Source organism: Enterobacter sp. Tr-810, assembly GCF_011752765.1.
Taxonomy (GTDB): domain Bacteria; phylum Pseudomonadota; class Gammaproteobacteria; order Enterobacterales; family Enterobacteriaceae; genus Enterobacter; species Enterobacter soli.
The window spans coordinates 81,138-98,467 of sequence record NZ_VWWW01000002.1; the positions used below are offsets into that span (position 1 = coordinate 81,138).

Annotated in this window: 17 protein-coding genes; 9 read left to right on the plus strand and 8 right to left on the minus strand. The window is 56.1% G+C overall.

The window, feature by feature from the left end; all coding sequences use genetic code 11:
* Window position 1 precedes the first annotated feature (1 nt).
* The 6 genes from F3J30_RS06905 to F3J30_RS06930 all read right to left on the minus strand — a co-directional run bounded on the left by F3J30_RS06905 (window position 2) and on the right by F3J30_RS06930 (window position 7,084).
* The gene (locus tag F3J30_RS06905) at window positions 2-1,714 is read right to left on the minus strand and encodes an OmpA family protein (RefSeq protein WP_166716768.1); all 1,713 of its coding nucleotides are present in this window, start codon (window positions 1,712-1,714) and stop codon (window positions 2-4) included.
* Window positions 1,711-2,400, minus strand: a complete 690-nt coding sequence (gene tssL / locus F3J30_RS06910) for a type VI secretion system protein TssL, short form (RefSeq protein ID WP_166716769.1) — start codon at window positions 2,398-2,400, stop codon at window positions 1,711-1,713. Before tssL ends, F3J30_RS06905 begins: the two co-directional genes overlap by 4 nt.
* Window positions 2,397-3,737, minus strand: a complete 1,341-nt coding sequence (gene tssK / locus F3J30_RS06915; RefSeq protein WP_166716770.1) for a type VI secretion system baseplate subunit TssK — start codon at window positions 3,735-3,737, stop codon at window positions 2,397-2,399. Before tssK ends, tssL begins: the two co-directional genes overlap by 4 nt.
* Window positions 3,738-3,754: 17 nt before the next feature.
* Entirely contained in the window at window positions 3,755-5,302 is a 1,548-nt protein-coding gene (gene tssC / locus F3J30_RS06920) for a type VI secretion system contractile sheath large subunit (RefSeq protein ID WP_041162054.1), read from the minus strand.
* Window positions 5,303-5,335: 33 nt separating this feature from the next.
* The gene (gene tssB / locus F3J30_RS06925; protein WP_014070066.1) at window positions 5,336-5,833 is read right to left on the minus strand and encodes a type VI secretion system contractile sheath small subunit; all 498 of its coding nucleotides are present in this window, start codon (window positions 5,831-5,833) and stop codon (window positions 5,336-5,338) included.
* A gap of 366 nt (window positions 5,834-6,199) precedes the next feature.
* On the minus strand, window positions 6,200-7,084 hold the full coding sequence (locus F3J30_RS06930) for a LysR family transcriptional regulator (protein ID WP_166716771.1): 885 nt from the start codon (window positions 7,082-7,084) through the stop codon (window positions 6,200-6,202).
* Window positions 7,085-7,197: 113 nt separating this feature from the next.
* Here F3J30_RS06930 and F3J30_RS06935 point away from each other — a divergent pair, with 113 nt between their 5' ends.
* The 3 genes from F3J30_RS06935 to F3J30_RS06945 all read left to right on the plus strand — a co-directional run bounded on the left by F3J30_RS06935 (window position 7,198) and on the right by F3J30_RS06945 (window position 10,312).
* Window positions 7,198-8,325 carry an alpha/beta hydrolase gene (locus F3J30_RS06935; protein ID WP_166716772.1) on the plus strand — a complete coding sequence of 376 codons (1,128 nt, stop codon included), beginning with the start codon at window positions 7,198-7,200 and terminating at the stop codon, window positions 8,323-8,325.
* 48 nt (window positions 8,326-8,373) lie between these two features.
* Window positions 8,374-9,552, plus strand: a complete 1,179-nt coding sequence (locus F3J30_RS06940; RefSeq protein ID WP_166716773.1) for an MFS transporter — start codon at window positions 8,374-8,376, stop codon at window positions 9,550-9,552.
* A 136-nt stretch (window positions 9,553-9,688) separates the two neighbouring features.
* Complete coding sequence (locus tag F3J30_RS06945; protein WP_014070062.1) at window positions 9,689-10,312, plus strand: glutathione S-transferase; 624 nt, start codon at window positions 9,689-9,691, stop codon at window positions 10,310-10,312.
* 31 nt (window positions 10,313-10,343) lie between these two features.
* Here F3J30_RS06945 and F3J30_RS06950 read toward each other — a convergent pair whose 3' ends face one another.
* Complete coding sequence (locus F3J30_RS06950; RefSeq protein ID WP_014070061.1) at window positions 10,344-10,844, minus strand: Lrp/AsnC family transcriptional regulator; 501 nt, start codon at window positions 10,842-10,844, stop codon at window positions 10,344-10,346.
* Window positions 10,845-10,927: 83 nt separating this feature from the next.
* Between F3J30_RS06950 and F3J30_RS06955 the strand changes: the two genes are divergently transcribed.
* Entirely contained in the window at window positions 10,928-12,097 is a 1,170-nt protein-coding gene (locus F3J30_RS06955) for an MFS transporter (protein WP_014070060.1), read from the plus strand.
* A 13-nt stretch (window positions 12,098-12,110) separates the two neighbouring features.
* Here the strand turns inward: F3J30_RS06955 and F3J30_RS06960 are convergent, their stop codons facing one another.
* Window positions 12,111-12,509 carry a MerR family transcriptional regulator gene (locus F3J30_RS06960; protein WP_166716774.1) on the minus strand — a complete coding sequence of 133 codons (399 nt, stop codon included), beginning with the start codon at window positions 12,507-12,509 and terminating at the stop codon, window positions 12,111-12,113.
* A 101-nt stretch (window positions 12,510-12,610) separates the two neighbouring features.
* Here F3J30_RS06960 and F3J30_RS06965 point away from each other — a divergent pair, with 101 nt between their 5' ends.
* The 5 genes from F3J30_RS06965 (at window position 12,611) to osmV (ending at window position 17,268) form a co-directional block, all read left to right on the plus strand.
* Window positions 12,611-13,552 carry an NAD-dependent epimerase/dehydratase family protein gene (locus F3J30_RS06965; protein ID WP_166716775.1) on the plus strand — a complete coding sequence of 314 codons (942 nt, stop codon included), beginning with the start codon at window positions 12,611-12,613 and terminating at the stop codon, window positions 13,550-13,552.
* A 280-nt stretch (window positions 13,553-13,832) separates the two neighbouring features.
* Entirely contained in the window at window positions 13,833-14,546 is a 714-nt protein-coding gene (osmY, locus tag F3J30_RS06970) for an osmoprotectant ABC transporter permease OsmY (protein WP_166716776.1), read from the plus strand.
* 18 nt (window positions 14,547-14,564) lie between these two features.
* A complete protein-coding gene (gene osmX, locus F3J30_RS06975; protein WP_166716777.1) occupies window positions 14,565-15,464 on the plus strand; it encodes an osmoprotectant ABC transporter substrate-binding protein OsmX in 900 nt (299 codons plus the stop codon).
* Between the two features lie 8 nt (window positions 15,465-15,472).
* On the plus strand, window positions 15,473-16,120 hold the full coding sequence (gene osmW / locus F3J30_RS06980) for an osmoprotectant ABC transporter permease OsmW (protein WP_166716778.1): 648 nt from the start codon (window positions 15,473-15,475) through the stop codon (window positions 16,118-16,120).
* Window positions 16,120-17,268, plus strand: a complete 1,149-nt coding sequence (gene osmV, locus F3J30_RS06985) for an osmoprotectant ABC transporter ATP-binding protein OsmV (protein WP_014070054.1) — start codon at window positions 16,120-16,122, stop codon at window positions 17,266-17,268. Before osmW ends, osmV begins: the two co-directional genes overlap by 1 nt.
* Window positions 17,269-17,330: the final 62 nt, after the last annotated feature.

Sequence of the window (17,330 nt, forward strand, 5' to 3'; positions counted from 1 at the left end):
ATTACTCTCCATTGTGTTGTGATACGCCATCATCCTGCGATGACGCCTGGGTGTGGCCCGGTATCTGACAGGCATTGGCCTGCGGTACCAGACTGATTTCGACACGGCGGTTGAGCGCACGCCCATCCGGGGTGTCATTGATTGCGATCGGGCGGCTCTCGCCATAGCCCTGTACCGCAAAACAGCTTTCCGGCACATCACCGGTATCTCGCATCCAGTCACGCACCGCTTCGGCACGTTTCAGGGACAGCGTCTGGTTCAGTTGCGGATTGCCGGTGTTATCGGTATGCCCGGACACGACAATCAGCCAGCCCGGTTTCGCCTTGATGCCAACCAGTGAATTCACCAGCATTTTGGTCGAGCCTGCCTTCAGCACGGATTTGCCGGAATCGAATAGCGACATGCTGTCGAGGCGGACAATTTTCGGTACCAGTTTGGGTTTCGGCTGTGGTTCAGGCGGCGGTGGTGGCGGCACATACGAACGGATCGCATCCAGCACAGGCATTCGCAGACGCTCACCCTGATACAGACCGAGGCCCATCCGCGCCGGTACGCCATTGCGTGCCTGGTCATCCAGCTCTGCCGCGTCGTCACGCAGGACAGCAACGGCATCGGCTTTTGGGCCGAAATCCTGCATCGGGATACGGTCATAGCGGGCAATATCGAAGCTCACACGCTGCAACAACTGGTGATTGTTCCAGCCACTACTCAGTAGCGCCGCAATCGCCGCCAGCGTGAAAATCCCGAGCGCACAACGGAAGGCTCGTCCACGCGGCGTCATGCCTCGCCCTTCAGGCAGCAGCGGCAGGATAAAATCCGGGAAGGGGGAGATAACCGTACTGTCCGTTCCTACCGGCTGCCAGCCCGCTACCTGCTGCATCGCAGTGTGACGGGAAAGCCACGCAGTCCAGGCAGATGTCGCCAGGCTTCCGGCAAGGATCGGTCCCATGCCCCACAGCACCGCGCCAGGAGCAATGACAGGAACGTCGGGGTTCTCATCCATAAAGACAGCCTGGACATGCTGATGGAACCAGCTCATCAGGTTGTTCATCAGCACCTGTTGCTGCACCGCCAGCGTTCCGCCGGTGGTGACCCATGCAGCAATTGAACTCGGCGCGGAAGACTCACGCCAGACCCTCACGCCTTCCCCCGGAATAGCTGCCTGCCAGAGCAAGTCATTCGTCATCGCGCTGCCAACCTGACCATTCAGAACCAGCGGCACAGAATGACCCGTTTCTTTACGCAGTTGACTGATTTGCCAGCGCAGGGCGAGCAGACGACGGGCTAGCCGCTCGCTGTCGGCGTGTTTCTGCGGACAGACGCTGACCATCACCGACAACTGGCGGCCCCAGTCGGGTCGCAACCACAGTACCTGGCGGGCTGCCTGCACCAGATCCTGATGATCCTCCACGCGGATCCAGCAGCCCTGTGTGACCGTAAGCACCGGTGACTGCTGCATACATGCCAGCGGCAGATCGCCACAGACCAGCACCACGGGCTGACGGTAAGTGGCTTCCGGGAGGTCATCCAGACACAGGGTGACGTCATGCTCCGCACGACGACTGGCGACAGTCCAGAACGCCAGGATTAGCCCCAGAACGGTAAGCAGAATGAGCACAGAAACCAGTCGGGATACCGGCAGGAACCCCAGGCAGACCACTGCACTCAGCAGGGCGGCCCACAGCGCAAGCCCGCGCTGTTGTGCAGGACTCATTTCACGGCTCCCGGTAGCAGGGTCAGCAGCGTCTGATCCAGCCACTGACCCAGTCCCCACCAGAGTGCGACGAGCACCATCACGCTCAGGCCAATACGCACGGGCCATGACGCCAGCCAGCCGCCCATTCCACGCCCGGCACGGCTTTCTGCCAGTACCGGGTGAGTCTGCGGATAGCTGAACGGCGTGACATGTTCACTGAGCGCGTTGGCGAGTTTTTGGCGCTCCGGATCGTTCAGCGAGCGAAAACTGCCGAGGAACCCCAGCATCATGACCCGCTGAAAGCAGGTCACAACAGCGTGGTCAGGCGCCGGTTCACGCAGCACTTCACACATTCGATCGCACAGCGTATCACCGGCATCCATGGTGCCGAGGAAGTGTCCCTGTAGGGGAATGTCATACCATTGCACACAAGCGTCATCCTCCACACCACGACCTTTGACCGCTTCATCAAGCAGTGCACACTGGGCAGTGAGAATATGCTGGCAACTGGCTTCATCGAGTTCGCTCGCTTTCAGCTCACGCTGCACGCGCTCAACATCAGCAATGCAGCGCTCCCACAGCGTGCGCCCTTCTCCATCCTGAAACGTCGGACCATGACGCAGGCTGATCACCTGCAGCCAGGTGTCCTGCAACAGGGCATCAATATCAATCGACGCGGCCACGCCGCGTTTGCGCTCACTCATGTTCTCAGTACCGCAAAGAGTTCAAGTTCCGGCTCGCCGAGCATCCCCGGCACGTAAAACATACAGGTGCCACTCTGAAGCATTTCGGTTGCCAGAGGATGAGAGACATCGAGGCTGAAATACTGGTTTTCCAGACGCAGTGGAATGGCGGCCGGCACATGGCGCAGCGGCGTCAGGGGCACCCCCACCCGTGATGAATTGACGATACTCCTGACATGATCGGGGCTGCCGACCTTGCACTGGCGCGGGACCTGCTCCTGAAGTTGCGCCACCGGAATCGATGAACGTATGGAAAGGTAGTAATCCGCCCCTTCACGCAGACGTGGGTCATGCAGACGAGCCTGCCAGAAGTGCAGCCGCGCATCATGCTCAAGCTCAATAGCGACCACCCGCGACGGCAGGCTGGCTTCCAGCAGGTCGCCCAGTAATTCAAACAACGGCGGGAAGACATTATTCAGTTGCTCATGTTGCCAGACCGGAATAGCACTCACCTGGTGTTCCAGTGAGAAGGTCAGCAGGCTGCCCGCAAGACGTGCCAGCTCCGGATACAGACGCTCAGGCGGACTTTGCGGGTGGCACAGGAACTGTCCGAGCACGGGTTCCGCGCTGTTCAGGGCATTGAGCAACCAGAACAGTGACACATCAGCCACGGCAAAATCGGCCATGCGTTCGTTACTTTCACGACGCATGGCCATCAGGCGACTCAGACGGGCACGCAGCTGTGTCATCAGCTGTTCCAGTTGGGTCACCAGCCAGCGACTGCCCTGGATGGTAAGGAGCGGGGGGAGAAATGTTTCATCCAGTAACCACGCCCCCTGCGAATCCTGCTGCAGGCGGGCGACCGGGCAGGCCAGGTAATCGCTGTTGTTCTGATGTGCAAACCGCAACGTCAACTCCGGGCGCATCACAGCAATCTGACGGGTATCTTCTCCGAAGGTATTGCGGACATCCCGCCAGCGCTGACGGAAACGTACCGGGCGTTCAGCCACCTCATCGGGTTTAAGGCAGTTGCCGCCATTCGCCCGAAGCAACGGAAGGGCCAGAACCACCACCACTTCCTGCGATTCGCCCTCAAGCGCCAGCACCGGCGGCAGGTCGTCAGCATTATCCGTGTCGATAAGCGTGCCATCGGGAAAACGGATGTGCAGATGACGGGCCTGCAGGCGGCCCATTTTCAGTGCATCCGGTTCGAAAATGGCCTCAATCATTCCCCAGGGATGGGAGAGACCCAGTCGGGCAATGCATTCCGCAGACCAGGCCGCATACGCGGCCTGTTGCTGGAAGTGCTGGGGAGAGACCATCACGCCCCTACCCCATAACGGTTGTTCCGTTTTCATTGGCTTCCTGCCTTAGCTTATGATTTCGCCTTCGGCATCTGAGAGACCAGTGACAGATTGACGTCCATCCCTTCCACCTGGAAGTGCGGGATCGCATACAGTTTCACACGGAAGAATCCCGGGTTGTCTTCGATGTCTTCCACCACCACTTTGGCGTCGCGCAGCGGGTGAGAGGCCTGCAACTCATCGCCCGGGTCGGTCATTTCCGTCACCAGACTGCGAACCCAGGTGTTCAGCTCCAGCTCCAGCAGGCGACGATCTTTAGTGGTACCGATGTTTTCACGCTGAATCAACTTCAGGTAGTGTGCAATACGTGACAGCAGGAAGATGTAGGGAAGACGCGCATTGATACGGCTGTTGGCCGTTGCATCGGCGGTATCATACAGGGCTGGTTTCTGGGTCGAGTTTGCCGAGAAAAAGCAGGCGTAGTCGCGGTTTTTGTAGTACGACAGGGGAATGAAGCCCAGGTTGGCAAATTCAAATTCGCGGGTTTCCGGGATCATCACTTCACTCGGGATTTTTACCTGATTACCGGTACCCAGGTCGTACAGATGGATAGGCAGATCCTGGACGGCACCACCAGCTTGCGGGCCACGGATTTGTACACACCAGCCGTTATTGATAAAACTCTTCACCATGTTGGATGCAAAGGCAAATGAGGCGTTGGTCCACAGGTATTTGTCATGATCCGGACCTTTCACTTCTTCGACATAATTGAAGCTACGCACCGGTACGGTGTCCGGGCCATACGGCAGACGACCCAACACTCGCGGCATCACCAGACCGATATAACGGGCATCGTCCGTCTCACGGAAGGATTTCCACTTGATGTATTCCGCACGGTCAAAATAGTTACCGATATCCTTGATGGCCGCCACATCCTCCATTGAGTCCTTCAGGAAGAATTTCGGGCCGGCAGAGCCGATAAACGGCATGTGCGCTGCGGCAGACACTTTAGAGATATTGCGCAGCAACGCGACATCCTGCGCAGACGCATCAAACTCATAGGCCGAAATCAGCGCGGCGATCGGCTCTCCCCCCGGGGTGTCATACTCATCGATATAGGTATGTTTATACAGTCCACTCTGGATGATTTCCGGGCTGTCTTCGAAGTCCTGACGCAGGTCTTCTTTGGACATGTCCAGCAGCTCAATCTTCACGTTCTGGCGGAAATCGGTTTTGTCGACCAGCGATTTCACGCCACGCCACAGACTTTCTACCGCCTGGAATTCTTCACTGTGCATGACCGCATCCAGCTGACGGCTAATCTGATAGTCCAACTCCGCGATATGGTGATCAATCAACGTTTTATCGAGTTTTTCAATTTTGGAGCCCGATTTTGTCAGGCACTCAAGGAACACCTGCATCCCCGCCGTTAAACGTTCATCTGCAGTCGCATCCGACATCGCCTGTGCGTCCTGCCAGATATCCAGCGCACTCAGCTCGGACACCGGGTTCAGGTTGATTTTTTCAAACAGGGACGCATAAACGCCACCTGCTGCAGGACGTTCCAGCACCACACTCTCACCACCCGCAGCATTTTCATTTTTTACAGACATCAGCATCTTCCTTATTAATCCGTTAAATCATCGTGACCGTTATGGCTGTTTCGGGGCCAGGGCAGACAGCTCTGAGCGAAGTTCTGCGCTTAACGCAGGGTCGAGCAGAATCTTTTCCAGTTCCTTACGGAAAGCCTGGTTATCAAGCAGGTTCGCTTTTAAATCACGAAGCAGATTGCGCATGGAAAGCATGGCCTTCAGCTGAGGTATTTGCCGGGAGACCTGTTCAGGAGTGAAATCCTTCATGCTCTGGAAAGTCAGACTGATATTGTCTTCGCTGCCGTCATCAGCAAGTGTGTTTTTAACGGTCAGGTTTACGTCTGGGGAATAATCGGAAAGCACTGCGTCAAAGTTGTTTTTATTCAGAGTAACTTTTTTACGCTCTGATAATGGTGCGGACTCGCGACCGTTACTGAAGTCACCTGCCACCAGTAATTTCAGGGGAAGTTCCGTTTTCTTGCTGGCTCCCCCTGTATGCAGGTCAAGTTTTAGATTAATACGTGCCTTCGGTACTTCATTCTGGAAACTGTCAGCCATCTCATCATCCCTCGGTTTATCGCTGTGTATCATTTTCACGCTACATTTCTTTACCGGCGATAATAGAATAATGATCGTCACAAGATCAAATTTACAGATCTTTAATCCGTAATAAGAAAATACTTAAGAATTTTCTTCCAATTGTTAATGGTAATTTGTCCTGCCACACCAGCAAATTGAACTACTGGCAATACAATAAACAAACATTTATATCGAAAGAGTTAAAACAAACGCTAAATTGTTAACAAATCGATCTTGAATTGACTCAAATCAATACGTAAGAACAGAAAATACTCATCCGTTATGAAGTTATGGCTTGAGGATTAAAAGGGATAAGAGATATTGGGGGCGCTGAGCTTGCCCGGCCTACATTTTCAGCGTATCGATCACCGCTCTCAGCGCGGGCGACACGTTGCGATGCGGGTAGTAAAGGAACAGCCCCTCCATGCGCAGGCTGTAGCGTAGCAACACCCGGATAAGCGTGCCGCGCTCAAGGTCGTCCTCCACCAGCTCTACCGGCACATACGCCAGCCCCAGACCCAGCCGTGCGGCTTCGGCTTCCATATAGCTGTCGGATAACGCCCACTGTCCTTCTGGCCGATGGGTAATTGTTTTCTCGTCCTGCACCAGTTCCCAGTGGTAAAGACTGCCGTCGGCAAACTGGTAAGCAATGCAGGGGTGAGCCGTCAGTTCGGCAGGCGTTTGCGGGAAGCCGTAGCGGCGAAAGTGCTCCGGCGTGCCCACCACCGCCATCTCCATATCGGGCGTGATACGTACAGCGATCATTCCCTGCCCCACTTCCGGCCCCAGCCGCACGCCCGCATCAAACCGCTCGGCGATGATGTCGACAAAGCGGCTCTCGTTCATTAGCTCCAGCCGGATATCCGGGTAGCGCTGCTTAAATACCGCCAGTTTCGGCAGCAGACATTTGTCGATAGCGTGCTGGCTGGCATTAATACGCACCGTGCCGGAGGGTGTCTCGCGAAAATGCGCCAGGGTGGCAAGGCCGTTATCGAGCGCATCAAATCCCGATTCAGTGGTGCGATAAAGCTGCTCGCCGGCCTGAGTCAGGGACAGTTTTCGTGTGGTGCGTACCAGCAGCTGAACGCCCAGCCGCGCTTCCAGTTCGCGCACCGAACGACTGATCCCGGATTGTGCCAGCCCAAGCCGTTGCGCGGCTGCCGTAAAGCTCCCTTCCCGCACCACCTGCATAAACAGGTACAGCTCATTGTAGTTTTCTCGCTTCGCCATCCCACCCCCAGATTTATAACAACATGATATGAATCCTAGCAGTTTTAGCCCTCTAATCAGCACTATTTCTGCTAACTATAATGGCCGCATCACAACAACACACGGTACCGCTTATGAAAATATTCACTCAAAAACTATCAGTTGCGATGCTGCTCTGCGCATCATTAAGTGGAGTTACGACAATGAGTTATGCAGAAACCACCAACCCCAACGCCCCTGTTTCAATGGTGAGCACCTGGGACAAAACCTTCGCCGAAAGTGACAAGGTCGACCATCGCAAGGTGTCATTCCAGAACCGCTACGGGATAACCCTGGTGGGAGATTTGTATCTTCCTAAAGATCGTGGCGACCGCAAACTGGCGGCAATTGCCGTCAGCGGGCCGTTTGGCGCGGTTAAGGAGCAGTCCAGCGGCCTGTACGCGCAGACTCTGGCTGAAAACGGATTTGTGACCCTGGCGTTCGACCCGTCCTATACGGGTGAAAGCGGCGGTCAGCCACGCAACGTTGCCTCCCCGGACATCAACACCGAAGACTTTAGCGCGGCGGTGGATTTCCTCGGTATTCAGAAAGAGGTGGACCGGAACCGTATCGGTATCCTCGGCATCTGCGGCTGGGGCGGCATGGCGCTCAACGCGGCATCCATGGACACCCGCGTGAAAGCGGTCGCCACCAGCGTAATGTATGACATGAGCCGCGCCATGGGTCACGGTGTGGGCGACGGGAAAGATCGCTACACCACGTCGGACCGCCATGCCGTGTTGCAGTATCTGAACGAGCAGCGCTGGAAAGATGCCGAAAGCGGCACATTCGCCCATGCGGGCCATGACATTTATGTCGATGAGAACGGTAAGGTGAGCGCTGCCGACCGTATCCTGCCGGAGTCATTACCTGCAAACCCGCATCCGGTGCTGAAAGAGTTCTTTGATTACTACCGGATGCCGCGTGGCTACCATGCGCGTTCCGTCAACTCAACCGGCGCATGGACGGCGACAACGCCGTTATCCTTTATGAACATGCCGCTGCTGAGTTATGCCAAAGAGATAACCATCCCGACGCTTATCGTCACCGGTGAGAAAGCGCACTCCCGCTATTTTGCCGAAGATGCGTTCAACGCCGTAGGCAGCAAACAGAAAGAACTGGTGATTGTCCCGGGCGCAAACCATGTTGATCTCTACGACAACGTTGCCGGAAAAATTCCGTTTACCCGCTTTGAGCAGTTCTTCAAAACCAGCCTGAAATAACCTGCTATGCCACCCGTTTTTACGGGTGGCTCTTTGTGAAATCTGACTATGTCCACACTGAACCACACCTCATCAGCAAACGCTGAGCCTGCGCACTGGGGCGGTATTTTTGCCATGACCCTGTGCGTGTTCGTCCTGATCGCCTCGGAATTTATGCCCGTCAGCCTGCTCACCCCCATTGCCCGGGATCTGGGGGTGACAGAGGGGGTCGCAGGTCAGGGGATTGCCATCTCCGGTGCGCTGGCGGTACTGACCAGCCTGAGCCTTTCTCAACTTGCCGGGAAGTTGAATCGCAAATATCTGCTGCTGGGCATGACGATGCTGATGGCGATATCGGGGATTATTATTGCCTTCGCGACTGGCTATCTGGTGTATATGGCAGGCCGTGCGCTCATCGGCATCGCGATCGGCGGATTCTGGTCGATGTCCGCCGCAACGGCACTCCGTCTTGTGCCGCAACATCAGGTATCCCGCGCGCTGGCCATCTTCAACGGCGGTAACGCGCTGGCGACGGTCATCGCCGCCCCGCTTGGCAGCTATCTCGGGGCGACCATTGGCTGGCGCGGTGCCTTTCTGTGTCTGGTACCTGTCGCCATCGTCGCCGTTATCTGGCAGTGTTTTAGCCTGCCTGACATGAAGAGTCATCAGAGCCCACGCGGAAGTGTGTTTCGCCTGTTCCGCCAGCACGTGGTTGGTATAGGGCTGATGGCCTGTGGCCTGTTCTTTATGGGACAGTTTGCGTTATTTACCTATATCCGGCCATTCCTGGAAAACGTCATCCGTATCAGCCCTTCCGGCTTATCGCTGATCCTGCTCGCCATCGGTATCGCGGGTTTTATTGGCACGTTGATCGTTGCCCGGGTTCTGAACGCCGCGTTTTACCCGACGTTAATGGCGATCCCGCTTCTGATGGCAGCCATTGCTGGCGCGTTAATCCTGGCCGGACACAGCGTGTGGATGGTGGCAGTGCTCTCCGCCGTTTGGGGGATGCTGGCAACGGCGGCGCCAACAGGCTGGTGGACATGGCTTGCCCGCACGCTTCCCGATGACGCAGAGGCAGGCGGCGGGCTGATGGTTGCCGTGATCCAGCTCTGCATTGCGCTGGGCTCAACGGTGGGCGGCATGGTGTTCGACCATTCTGGCTGGCAGAGCACCTTTGCAATGAGCGCCCTGTTACTGCTGAGCGCCGTTGTACTGACCTTTTTCACGTCACGGCCATGTGCATAAAATACTGCAACATATTCGTGAAGGGTCCGTCAATTTGACCTTCCCGTTGTACTCTGCCATTTCTGGTAGCTTTGCGGCAAAAACGCAATCTGGCCTATTGTCTGAATGAATTCATCCCCTAAAGGACACCTGCATCATGCTCAAGATCCTCGGCAAAACGACGTCGATAAACGTTCGCAAAGTACTCTGGACCTGTGAAGAAGCCGGCCTGGACTATCAACAGGAAGATTTCGGCATCGGTTTTGCCTCAACGGAAACTAAAGAATTTCGCGCCCTGAACCCGAACGCGATGGTGCCGGTGCTGATTGATGAAGATTTTGTATTATGGGAATCCAACTCCATTTGCCGCTATCTGGCGCGCAAAGCCGGGCGCGATGATCTTCTCCCTGCTGAGCCAAAAGCCTGCGCGAATGTCGAACACTGGATGGACTGGCAAGCCACGGAATTCAACAACGCCTGGCGCTACGTCTTCCCGGCGCTAGCGCGCAAGAACCCGGACTATAACGATCCAGAACGTATTGCTGCGGGCATTAAAGAGTGGAACCACTGCATTGGCATCCTTGAACAACAGCTCCAGCGCACAGGGGCGTGGGCAGCGGGCGATAGTTTTACCCTTGCGGACATCGTGCTGGGATTGTCCGTGAACCGCTGGAAAATGACGCCGTTCGAGCACCCTTCAGTCCCGGCCATTGATGCCTGGTTTGCGCGCCTTAACCAGCGTCCGGCATTTTTACGCCACGGCAATAACGGTATGGTGTAATTCTAATGCGCCGTCTTCTGATTGCCGCAAATCAGTCCGGAGACGGCCCGCGCTCCAGGAAGGTAGAGAGCGCGATATAACTGCGCACGGAACGCACGCCGTCAACACTCTGAATTTCCATCAGGAAGTTCTCCAGCGATTCGGTATCGGCAGCCCGCACCTTAATCAGCACGCAGCCATCCCCGGCGACAGTATGCAGCTCTTCAACCTCTTTTCGGCTGGTGAACTGGAGCAGATCCCGGGTGGCTTTATAGGTACTGGTGTCGATGACCAGAAAGGTCAGTAACGTCCTGCCAAGCTTGCAGCCATCCAGCACCGCAACCGTGTTTTTAATTACCCCGTCGCGTTTCAGGCGCTTCACACGGTCGTGAACCGCCGGGGCTGAAAGATGAACAATTTCACTCAGCTCGACGTAACTCCGCCCGGCATCTTCCGCCAGCGCGCCTAATATTTTTCGGTCAATCGCATCAAGATCCGCCGGTTTGTGTCTCACCGGCTTAATGCCATCTTTTTCTTTATCAACGTCACCCATACAGCCTCGATTGCAGAATAAAAATATGAATATACTCGATTCTACTTAATAGCATTCATCCTGCAATCATTACCGGAGTTAACATGCCTGTCGCACTTTTCGCCCTCGCCATCGGCGCATTCGGGATCGGTCTTACCGAATTCGTTATCGCAGGGATCCTCCCACAAATCGCCGCTGAATTTGCTGTCAGCATTCCCGCTGCCGGGCAAATGGCCACCTCCTACGCGCTCGGCGTGTTTATCGGTGCGCCGCTGCTGACCATTGTGGGTTCACGCGTTCCGCGTAAAACTATGCTGATGGGCCTGGCGCTCATATTCACGCTCGGCAACATCATCACCGCACTCGCCCCGACACTGTCCCTTGCCGTGACGGGCCGGATAATCACCTCCTTCAACCACGGTGCTTTTTTTGGTATCGGCTCGATTATTGCGGCTTCGCTGGTTGCGCCAGGGCGTCAGGCCAGCGCTATTGCCTTTATGTTTTCCGGGCTGACGCTGGCCAATCTGGTGGGTGTCCCGGTGGGAACCTGGCTTGCTCAGACATTCAGCTGGCGTTTGGTTTTCTGGGTGATTGCCGGGATTGGTCTGGTCACTATTGCCAGCATTGCCCTGCTGGTGCCGCGCATCGAGAAAGGTAAGCCGATCGCCCTGAAAACGGAGCTGCGGGCGTTTGTTGATCCTCAGGTATTGCTGGTGATGGGCATTACCGTGTTCGGGCCAGCCGCTTTTTTCACCTCCATTACCTACATCGCGCCGATGATGGTCGAAGAAGCCGGTTTTTCTGCCGGTGGCGTCGCCTGGCTGATGGTCCTGTTTGGCCTTGGGCTGGCAGTCGGAAACTGGATCGGTGGACGCTTTGCGGACCGTTCGCTGTTTGGCACCCTTTTCGTCACCCTCGCCGCTCAGGGAATTGTCCTGATGGTGTTCTGGGCGGGCGTCGATAACCCGATTGTCGCGGCAGGCTCTGTATTCCTGATGGCGGCCTTCGGTTTTGCGACAGTGTCACCGATTCAGAAACTGGTGATGGATCGCGCAAGCCATGCCGGTGCGCCCACAATGGCGGCATCCGTTAATATCGGCATGTTCAACCTGGGGAATGCGCTGGGTGCCTGGGCGGGCGGTGCCGCCATCGCGGCCGGTTTTGGCCTGGCATCACCCAACTGGGCTGGCGCTATCCTGTCGGTTATTGCGCTCGGGCTTGCGCTGATTGCATGGCAGAGTGCGCGCAAAGAATATGCCTTACAGGTGGAATAAACACCGTTCGCTGTTAAAGCAACTGCCCCAGTAAACGTTGCATATTGTCGTCGCAGGAGATCTCGTCAGGCCGGTTCACGATACTGGCGGCCAGGTTCAGCAGAGCCTGTTTGTTCTCCTCGAGTTGCTTCTGCATCGTCTCAATTTCCGCAATACGTGTGTTCAGGGACTGGATCAGTCCCTCATGATCCCACTGTTTTTGCGGCTGGGGCAGAAAGCGGCGAATTTGCTCAAGTGAAAAACCGGTGCGCTGCGCGTTGTCGATAATCTTCAGCAGATTTGCCGCTTGCGAAGAATAGGTGCGATACCCGTTGCCTTGTCGCGAAGGTCTCGGAAGCAGGCCTTCCGCTTCGTAAAAACGAATACGCGATGGCGTAATTCCCGTCATTTTTGCCAGCTCGCCAATTTTCATTTCATCCGCTCTTGCCTGTTGACCTTAAAGTTCACTTTAAACTTATACTTTTTGCACGGTCAACTGACGATCGCGATATAAGTTTTCACTGAGGAGCTGAAATGCAAACCATTCTGGGTGCCAGCGGGCAAATTGCCCGCGAACTGGCCCGCGAGTTAAAGCGCAATTACACCGATGACCTGCGACTGGTCAGCCGTCATCCGCAGAAAGTTAACGACAGCGACATGACGTTTGCCGCCGATCTGCTTGATGCGCAGCAAACCCGGAACGCGGTGAAAGGTAGCGATACGGTCTATTTTGCCGCGGGTTTGCCGCCCGACTCCGCCCTGTGGGAGCGACAGTTCCCGGCCATGCTGAAAAACGCGCTTGAAGCCACCCGAATGGCCGGGGCGAAATTCGTCTTTTTTGACAATACCTATATGTACCCCCAGAGCAACGCACCGCAAACCGAAGAGACGCGCTTTGCCCCGCGCGGGCGAAAAGGAAAAGTGCGGGCTGCGATGGCTGACAAGGTGCTTGATGAGATGAAACGTGCAGAAATCCCCGTTCTCATCGGCCGTGCGCCCGAGTTCTACGGGCCCGGTAAGACGCAAAGCTTCACCAATGCGCTGATCCTCGACAAGCTCAAAAGCGGCAAACAGCCGCGCGTTCCGGTACGTGACGATAAACTCCGCACGCTCATCTGGACACCTGACGCCAGCCGCGCGCTGGCGGTTCTGGGCAATACGCCCGACGCCTACGGACAGAGCTGGCATTTGCCCTGCTGCGATGACCGTCTCACCTACCAGCAGTTTGTCACGCTTGCCTGTGACATCTTCGGCCAGCAGGCGGATTACAGCGTCATCAGCAAACTGGCATTTACTGCGGCGGGGTTAGTGTCGAAGGGCGCCCGTGAAATTCGTGAACTGATGCCGAGGTATGAATTTGATAACCTGTTTGAGTCAGCAAAATTTAAACAGCGCTTTCCCGATTTTGCCGTCACTAGCTACCGCGAAGGGCTGGAGAAAATCTGGCAAGAATGGAATAAGTCCGGCACGTTGTAAGGTAAAACGCGTCGCCCGCACACCGGGCGCGCGGCCTGAAATGTGACGGTGTCACATGTCATTTTCGTCTTTAGGACTATTCTGCCTCTCCCATAGCCAGCCCTTACCCCCTCTGGCCTGACACAAGGTTTACTCATTAATCATAGGGTTACTGATTTTCCCCCTTCGCTGGAACCCTTCCCGATCCCTTGCTATAGCTCAAATACCCCTGCCAAAACATGGCATAACAACAGGCAACCGGTGGTTGCTATAACGCATGAGCACAGGGAGACACACCGCAATGCACGCGTCATTACTAAAACGTTCTCTGCTTTTTATCGCCGCCATTATCGCAATACTTGCCCTTCTGACCTGGGGCATCGGGCTTGAAACAATCAAAGCGCGCCAGGTTGATTTGATTTACCTCGGGCAACAGCACCTGATACTGGTTTTCTCGTCGATGTTTTTCGCTCTGCTGATCGGTATCCCAAGCGGGATACTGCTAAGCCGCCCCGCTGCACGCGGGATAGCCGAATACGTGATGCAAATCTTTAACGTCGGCAATACCCTGCCGCCGCTGGCCGTGCTGGCACTGGCGATGGTGGTGATCGGTATTGGCGATAAACCCGCCGTTATCGCGCTGTTCCTGGCGTCCCTGCTGCCGATTGTGCGTAACACCTACGCCGGATTGTGCTCGGTGCCAGCATCCTTGCTGGAAGCCGCGAACGGCATCGGAATGACCCGGTGGCAGCGCCTGCTTCAGGTCGAAATCCCGAACGCCTGGCCGGTAATGCTCTCCGGTATTCGCATTGCGACAGCGATCAACGTCGGTACTGCACCCCTGGCCTTCCTGATTGGTGCCAGCAGCTACGGCGAGCTGATTTTCCCCGGCATCTACCTTAACGACTTCCCGACGCTGATTTTAGGCGCAGCGGCCACCGCCCTGTTCGCCCTTATCCTCGATACCCTGCTGGCTGCGCTGGGTCGCGTGATGAGTCCGCATCTCGCTCGATAACAATAACAAGGAGCTTTTATGAGATTACTTTCCGGCCTCACGGCCCTGTGTGCTGCGACGCTGTTCTCCAGCCAGACGCTTGCCGCCCCGCTGATTCTGGCGACCAAGAGCTTTACCGAGCAGCACATATTGTCGGCCATGACGGTGCAATACCTGCAAAAGAAAGGTTTTCAGGTGCAGCCGCAAACCAATATTGCGACGGTGATTTCCCGTAATGCGATGATCAATAAGCAGATTGATATGACCTGGGAGTACACCGGTACCTCCCTCATCATCTTTAACCACATCAACAAACGCATGTCGCCGCAGGAGTCTTACGAGACGGTAAAACGCCTGGACGCGAAGCACGGTCTGATCTGGCTCAAACCCGCGAATATGAACAACACCTATGCCTTTGCCATGCAGCGTAAGCGCGCCGAGGCCGAGCACATCAATACTATGTCGGAGCTGGTGGCGAAGATTGAGCAGATCCGCAAAACCGACCCGGACAACAACTGGCTGCTGGGCTTAGACCTGGAATTTGCCGGGCGCAGCGACGGGATGAAGCCCCTACAGGCGGCGTACAACATGGCGCTGGATCGCCCGCAAATCCGTCAGATGGATCCGGGGCTGGTTTATAACGCCGTGCGCGATGGCTTTGTCGATGCCGGGTTGATTTACACCACCGACGGGCGCGTGAAGGGTTTCGACCTGAAGGTACTGGAAGACGATAAAGGCTTCTTCCCGAGCTACGCGGTGACTCCGGTGGTGCGCAAAGACACGCTGGCGGCCAATCCCGGGCTGGAAGAGGCGCTGGATAACCTATCTGGCCAGCTCAACAACGACGTTATCACCGAACTGAATAAAAAAGTGGATATCGATCATCAGTCACCGCAGCAGGTCGCCCGTGATTTCCTGCGTAGCAAACAGATGCTGTAGGAGGCGCTATGGATACCGTTCATTACATCCTTGATAACTGGAGCTACCTGTTAACCCTGACGCTACAGCACCTGTGGCTGGTGGCGCTCGCCGTTGGCTTAGCCATCATCACGGGCGTGCCGCTGGGTATTTTGATTGTCCGCCATAAATGGCTGGCCACGCCCGTGCTCGGTGTTGCCACACTTGTGCTGACCATTCCGTCTATTGCCCTGTTCGGCCTGATGATCCCGCTCTTTTCGCTGATCGGTCAGGGTATTGGTGCCCTGCCCGCCATTACGGCAGTGTTCCTCTACTCGTTACTGCCGATTGTGCGTAACACCCATACCGCACTCGACAGCCTGCCGCCGGGCTTGCGGGAAGCAGGACGCGGCATCGGTATGACCTTCTGGCAGCGTCTGCGCTGGGTCGAAATTCCGATGGCGCTGCCGGTGATTTTTGGCGGGATCCGCACCGCCGTGGTGATGAACATTGGGGTCATGGCGATTGCCGCCGTCATCGGCGCGGGCGGGCTGGGCCTGCTGCTGCTTAACGGCATTGGCGGCAGCGATATCCGAATGTTGATTGCGGGCGCACTGATGATTTGTCTTTTAGCAATTGTGCTCGACTGGCTGCTGCATCGCCTCCAGATCGTGCTGACTCCGAAGGGGATTCGATAATGATAAAACTGGAAAACCTCAGCAAACACTTTTCACAGAAACAAGGGCAGACCGTGAAGGCTGTCGATAACGTCAACCTGAACGTCCCCGAAGGGGAAATGTGTGTTCTGCTTGGCCCTTCCGGGTGCGGGAAAACCACCACCCTGAAGATGATTAACCGCCTGATCGCCCCGAGCAGCGGGACGATCCTCATCAACGGCGAAGACACCAGCGGGATGGATACCGTCACTCTGCGCCGCAACATTGGTTACGTCATCCAGCAGATAGGTCTGTTCCCGAATATGACCATTGAAGAGAACATTACCGTGGTGCCGCGCATGTTGGGCTGGGACAAAGCCCGCTGCAAAACCCGCGCGCAAGAACTGATGGACATGGTGGCAATGGATCCGCATAAGTTCCTGAACCGCTATCCCCGTGAAATGTCCGGCGGGCAACAGCAGCGTATCGGCGTGATACGCGCTCTGGCGGCAGATCCACCGGTGCTACTGATGGATGAACCGTTCGGCGCCGTCGACCCGATTAACCGTGAGGTGATCCAGAATCAGTTCCTGGAGATGCAGCGTAAGCTGAAAAAGACGGTCATGCTGGTGAGCCATGATATCGATGAAGCGCTAAAGCTTGGCGACCGGATCGCCGTCTTCCGTCAGGGGAGGATTGTTCAGTGCGCCAGCCCGGACGAGCTGCTGGCGAAACCGGCGAATGAGTTTGTCGGCTCGTTTGTCGGGCAGGACAGAACCCTGAAGCGCCTGCTGCTGGTTTCTGCCGGTGATGTGACCGATCAGCAGCCCACCATCACGGCGCGTGAAGCAACACCACTCCCAGAGGCCTTTGCCACAATGGATGATAATGATATCCGCGCCATCACCGTGGTGGATGACCAGGGCAAACCGCTGGGCTTTGTGAAGCGTCGTGAAGCGCGGAACGCCAGCGGAACGTGCCGGGATATCCTGCATCCGTTCCGCATGACCGGCAAAGCCGAAGATAATCTGCGCGTGGTGTTGTCCCGTCTGTACGAGAGTAACGCCAGTTGGATGCCGATCGTCGATGAAGATGGGCGCTATAACGGCGAAATTTCTCAGGATTACATTGCGGAATACCTGAGCTCAGGCCGCACACGTCGGGCGCTGAATATTTCTAGCGAGAGCTAATACCAGGCCGGGCAATGCCCGGCTTTTTTTCGCACGCATACCTTTTGCTAACCTCACGATTT

Coding starts and splice junctions, on each gene's coding strand:
- F3J30_RS06905 (WP_166716768.1), bottom strand. CDS start 1,714: ATGAGTCCTGCACAACAGCGCGGGCTTGCGCTGTGGGCCGCCCTGCTG.
- tssL (WP_166716769.1), bottom strand. CDS start 2,400: ATGAGTGAGCGCAAACGCGGCGTGGCCGCGTCGATTGATATTGATGCC.
- tssK (WP_166716770.1), bottom strand. CDS start 3,737: ATGAAAACGGAACAACCGTTATGGGGTAGGGGCGTGATGGTCTCTCCC.
- tssC (WP_041162054.1), bottom strand. CDS start 5,302: ATGCTGATGTCTGTAAAAAATGAAAATGCTGCGGGTGGTGAGAGTGTG.
- tssB (WP_014070066.1), bottom strand. CDS start 5,833: ATGGCTGACAGTTTCCAGAATGAAGTACCGAAGGCACGTATTAATCTA.
- F3J30_RS06930 (WP_166716771.1), bottom strand. CDS start 7,084: ATGGCGAAGCGAGAAAACTACAATGAGCTGTACCTGTTTATGCAGGTG.
- F3J30_RS06935 (WP_166716772.1), top strand. CDS start 7,198: ATGAAAATATTCACTCAAAAACTATCAGTTGCGATGCTGCTCTGCGCA.
- F3J30_RS06940 (WP_166716773.1), top strand. CDS start 8,374: ATGTCCACACTGAACCACACCTCATCAGCAAACGCTGAGCCTGCGCAC.
- F3J30_RS06945 (WP_014070062.1), top strand. CDS start 9,689: ATGCTCAAGATCCTCGGCAAAACGACGTCGATAAACGTTCGCAAAGTA.
- F3J30_RS06950 (WP_014070061.1), bottom strand. CDS start 10,844: ATGGGTGACGTTGATAAAGAAAAAGATGGCATTAAGCCGGTGAGACAC.
- F3J30_RS06955 (WP_014070060.1), top strand. CDS start 10,928: ATGCCTGTCGCACTTTTCGCCCTCGCCATCGGCGCATTCGGGATCGGT.
- F3J30_RS06960 (WP_166716774.1), bottom strand. CDS start 12,509: ATGAAAATTGGCGAGCTGGCAAAAATGACGGGAATTACGCCATCGCGT.
- F3J30_RS06965 (WP_166716775.1), top strand. CDS start 12,611: ATGCAAACCATTCTGGGTGCCAGCGGGCAAATTGCCCGCGAACTGGCC.
- osmY (WP_166716776.1), top strand. CDS start 13,833: ATGCACGCGTCATTACTAAAACGTTCTCTGCTTTTTATCGCCGCCATT.
- osmX (WP_166716777.1), top strand. CDS start 14,565: ATGAGATTACTTTCCGGCCTCACGGCCCTGTGTGCTGCGACGCTGTTC.
- osmW (WP_166716778.1), top strand. CDS start 15,473: ATGGATACCGTTCATTACATCCTTGATAACTGGAGCTACCTGTTAACC.
- osmV (WP_014070054.1), top strand. CDS start 16,120: ATGATAAAACTGGAAAACCTCAGCAAACACTTTTCACAGAAACAAGGG.